Here is a 3,824-nt window from a genome sequence, read left to right on the forward strand (position 1 = left end):
GGGAAATCCGCATGCTGCGTTCGATGTGGCGGGGGCTGGAAACGGAGTCACGGTGGGGTCTACACGGGCACGAACGGGGAAACCCGGGATACAGACAAGGCCACCGCCTTACGGACCACCGCGCCAGCCCTCGACCCTACCGGGCGTCTGGCGGTTCTTCGCCCGCCGGCGCTCACGGCGCCTCCTGCCCTACGAGCCTGGAATCCGCCCGGGTAGGTCACGCCGACTCCACGCGCGGTTGCCGGGCCCGCGGCCGTCTCCCAGGCCCGGGGCTCGCCCGTTAACCTTCCTGCGGGCAGGATTCCTGAACTCTGGTGGACGTCCCGGTGAATGAGCAGCAGACGGCGTGGTATCGCCTCACTACCGACGAGACCCTCAGGCGCATCGCTGGCGACGAGCGAGGGCTGAGCTCCGGCGAAGCGAAACGCCGCCTCGGCCTCTACGGCGAGAACGCGCTCTCGTTCAAGCGCACCGGCTGGTTCGTGCGACTGCTGCGCCAGTTCCACAACCCGCTCGTCTACATTCTCCTGGTCTCGGCGAGCATCACCGGTACGCTCACCCTGGCGGGCCGGGACATGTTGCCCGACACCATCGTCATCCTGGGCGTCGTCCTCCTGAACGCGTTGCTCGGCTTTCTCCAGGAAGGCAAGGCCGAGAGCGCCCTCGAAGCCGTCAAGACCATGACCGTCGCCAGCTGTACTGCGCTGCGCGACGAGCAGGCGGTGACCCTTCCGGCGCGAGCGCTGGTTCCGGGAGACGTGGTCCTCCTGGAGGCCGGCGACCGGGTTCCGGCCGACCTGCGTCTCTTCGCCGCGCGCGAGGTGCGTGCCGATGAGGCGGCACTCACCGGCGAGTCGGTTCCCGTGCCGAAGGACACCGAGGCGATCGACAGCGACTATCTCGCTCCCGGCGACCAGACCTGCATGCTGTTCGGTGGCACGTTCCAGGTGCACGGGTCGTCGCGCGGCATCGTGGTCGAGACGGGGCCGCGCACCGAGTTCGGCAAGATCGCGGCCATGGTGAGCCAGACGGCCGCGGTTCTCACCCCGCTCCAGCGCAAGATCAGCGATTTCTCGAAAACGCTGATCAAAGCCATCCTGGCGATCGGCGCCGTGACGTTCGTGCTCGGCGCGCTTGGGGGCTATCCGGTCGTCTACAGCTTCCTGGCTGCGGTTTCGCTCGTGGTGGCGGCGATCCCCGAGATGCTGCCCATGATCGTCACCGCGATCCTGGCCCTCGCGGCGACCGCCATGACTCGCAGAAGGGCGCTCATTCGGCGGCTACCGGCGGCGGAGACCCTGGGCTGCACGTCGGTGATCTGCTCCGACAAGACGGGAACGCTGACGCGCGACGAGATGACGGTGCGGCGGCTGCATGCCGGCGGCCGCGACTACGAGCTGCGCGGTGTGGGGTACAAGCCGGAGGGCGCCGTTCTTTGGAAAGGCCTGCCGGTCGAGGAGCCGGCGGCGCACAGGGGCCTCCAAGAGACCCTGACGGCCGGGTTCCTGTGCAACAACGCCACCCTGAGTGTCGAAGGCGACACGCATGCAGTGATCGGGGATCCGACTGAGGGCGCGCTCCTCGTCTCCGCGATCAAATTCGGCGCGGACACGTCACTGGAGCGACTCGACGAGATCCCGTTCGATTCCGAGCGCATGTTCATGGCCGCTCTGCATCGTACGGAGGAGGGCAACCGCATCTACGTGAAAGGCTCACCGGAGCGGCTGCTGCACCTGTGCAGCGAACAGCTCGACCATGAGGGCCGCGTCGTCCCGCTCGACACCGAACAGATCTGCGCCAAGGTCGATGACATGGCCAGTCAGGCGCTGCGGGTCATCGGCATGGCCCACAAGACGATCTCGGCTGAAGAGACGTCGATCAGCCTCGATCAGCTCAACGACCTGACCTTCCTCGGCCTCCAGGGCATGTTGGATCCACCCCGTGAGGAGGCCATCGAGGCGGTCGATTCGTGCAAGCGCGCCGGTGTCCGGACGGTGATGATCACCGGAGACCACGCCCTCACCGCCAAGGCGGTCGCCGCACAGCTCGGCATCATCGAAGGGCATCACGAGTCCGTGCTGGCCGGCGAGGCGCTCGAGGCCATGAGCGACGAGGAGCTGGCCGACGTCGTCGAAACGGTGTCGGTCTACGCACGGGTGGCGCCGGAGCACAAGCTCCGCATTGCCCAGAAACTGCAGGAGCGCGGCCACGTGGTGGCCATGACCGGCGACGGCGTCAACGACGCCCCCGCGCTGAAGGCGGCGGACATCGGCGTGGCGATGGGCATCACGGGCACCGAAGTCAGCAAAGAGGCCTCCAGCATGGTCCTGCTCGACGACAATTTCGCCACGATCGTGGGCGCGGTAGAGGAGGGCCGTCACGCCTGGAACAACATCGAAAAAGCGATTCTCTACACCCTCCCCACGAACGGCGGGCAGGCGCTGCTGGTCATGGGGGCGGTGCTCCTGTCACCCTTCATTCCGCTGTTCGCGTCGCGGCTTCCGTTGGAGCCCGTGCAGATCCTCTGGGTCAATCTCCTCGACTCGGTATTCCTGACCATGCCGCTGATGATGGAACCGAAGGAGCGGTTCATCCTCGACCAGCCGCCCCGTCCTGCGATGGCGCGGGTCATCGACGCGCTGTTCCTGCGACGCGTGGTCCTGATCGGCCTGGCGATCGCGGTGCCGACCTTCCTGGTCTTTCACCACTTCGGCGCCGGCGCGGTGGAGAACGGGTTGGTGATCGACCCGCTGCGACTGACCCAGGCGCAGACTGCGGCGTTCTGGGCCGTCTTGCTGGTTCACTTCGGTTTCGTGATGAGCGCCCGGTCCGTCAGTCGATCGGCCTTTCGTTTCAGTCCGTTCTCCAATCCCTGGCTGCTCGGGGGCATCGCTGCCAGCTTCCTGGTTCGTCTGCTCCCGACCTTCGTGCCAGCCATCGGGGGACTCTTTCGCACCGCCGCCTTTCCCGCTGACTGGTGGTGGTGGATCCTGCCGTGCGTCCTGCCGGGCTTCCTGGTTCTCGAGCTGGACAAGCTCGTCTTCCGGGGCCGCTCCCGCTGAGTGCACCGAGGGCGCCGCGGCGCCTGAAACGAACCGGGGCGCGGACCGACCCTCGCGCGCCACCCCGGCCCGGAACCTGCGACCGCGGGGAAGAGGCTTCGATCAGGTGCCCGTGCAGCGCGCCGGGCGCTTCTCCAGGAAGGCGCTCATCGCCTCGCGCTCGCAGGGAACTCACGCTGGCGGTTCGTCGCCTCCCGCCAAACCTCACCGCGCTCCGGGCAGTGGGGGGTCTCGGAGAAGTCGGGATACGACGGGAAACAAACTTCATCTCTTGGGACCCCAGTTACGGCCTGAGGTTGTAGGTTCGCTCGGGTTGGCCAGGAAAGCGCTCGAACTGACCGGGCGTACCTACCGGCCGACGGAGTTCTGGCGCAGGAAGACAGCAACCTCCGCTTTGTCGACCGAGCCTGCAGCAGCACCGTCGACCAACCCGTACAGGGCCTCCGTTTCGGCTTCGAGTCGCCAACCATTCAGCCCCAGGAAGACGAGCGTGCACATGAGTGCAGTCCGCTTGTTTTCGTCCATGAATGGATGGTTGCGCGCAATGTGGAACAGGTAGGCGGCCGCCATCTCGAAGAGGGTCCCGTGAACGAACTCGCCTTCGAAAGTCGTCTCGGGCATACCTAGCCCCAATCCGTCGTTGTGAGGTGAACGCCGGACATTGAAATGGCCCTGTGAGTGTGAGATGAAGGAGTTACAAGGCTTCTCCACCGACACCCAACAAGGCCACTTCAGTGCGATTGATTCAAGGCTCTATTCGGA

Annotated in this window: 2 protein-coding genes; one reads left to right on the forward strand and one right to left on the reverse strand. The window is 66.1% G+C overall.

Annotated features, from left to right (window positions below; all coding sequences use genetic code 11):
* Positions 1–326: 326 nt before the first annotated feature.
* Positions 327–3,062 carry an HAD-IC family P-type ATPase gene (locus tag GY937_25725; GenBank protein ID MCP5060116.1) on the forward strand — a complete coding sequence of 912 codons (2,736 nt, stop codon included), beginning with the start codon at positions 327–329 and terminating at the stop codon, positions 3,060–3,062.
* Between the two features lie 348 nt (positions 3,063–3,410).
* Here the strand turns inward: GY937_25725 and GY937_25730 are convergent, their stop codons facing one another.
* The gene (locus GY937_25730; GenBank protein MCP5060117.1) at positions 3,411–3,683 is read right to left on the reverse strand and encodes a type II toxin-antitoxin system death-on-curing family toxin; all 273 of its coding nucleotides are present in this window, start codon (positions 3,681–3,683) and stop codon (positions 3,411–3,413) included.
* Positions 3,684–3,824: the final 141 nt, after the last annotated feature.

The sequence above is a fragment of the bacterium genome (assembly GCA_024228115.1).
GTDB lineage: Bacteria > Myxococcota_A > UBA9160 > UBA9160 > UBA6930.